Raw genomic sequence first — 746 nt, 5'->3', positions numbered from 1 at the left:
TCGAATGCGGTACAGCAAAGCCCGGCAATTTCCATCTTGTCGACCAGGTTGTTATCTTCCATGTAGTCCATGATGTAGGTTACACCGGCTACGTTGTGTCCGATTACAACAATGAGCGGCTTGGACTTGTCAATGGATCCCATACCGATCTCGATAAGTGGGGCTTCGGGATCAGCTTTTGGGAAGTCATATGCTGAGATCTGAGCAATATCGGAAATCTCCATACCAACATGGTCAAGACTGCCGCTGAAAAGGGCTTTTGAATCGTAGTCAATTTCTGCGCTTTCCTGTCCTGCGTGGATGGTTGCAAGGAGCTGGGTGAGCTGTTCTTCAACATACTCCATTGGAGCCCTGCATTCTCCAAGGGTCTTTGGGCTGTATCCTGTGCAGATTGTGACATTTGGAGTCAGGACGTTCGATTCTCCGAGATTGATAGGATAGTCTTCTCCAAAAACTTCTATCACATGATCAAGCAGGTGGCGGCCGTGGGCAGCGTGACATGCAGTACCTGTAATTACCCGAAGGAAAAACTCCCTTCCTGTATGGCCTGCCATGTCAATACCACAGGCACCTCTTTTGTTTCCAGACAGGTCACATGGTCCATAAGTACAGTAGCAGCACTGGTCACACATTGGGGTCAAGACAGGCTCATAGCGGTTGAGCAGGAGGAAGTTCCAGTCATTTCTATAAGCTGCCATGCTTGCAAGAGGAGTCGGGCCCATTGGTCCTAGCTCTTTTTCTTCTGC

The 746-nt window shown here is 49.2% G+C and carries 1 pseudogene; it reads right to left on the bottom strand.

Annotated elements, in window-relative coordinates:
• Window positions 1-746: pseudogene (locus tag ASJ81_RS14510) on the bottom strand (CO dehydrogenase/acetyl-CoA synthase complex subunit alpha); the annotation flags it as partial.

This window comes from Methanosarcina spelaei (genome assembly GCF_002287235.1).
In the GTDB taxonomy this organism is placed as follows: domain Archaea; phylum Halobacteriota; class Methanosarcinia; order Methanosarcinales; family Methanosarcinaceae; genus Methanosarcina; species Methanosarcina spelaei.
The sequence above is the reverse complement of the archived record's forward strand: the minus strand, read 5'-3'. Positions and strand labels throughout refer to the sequence as shown.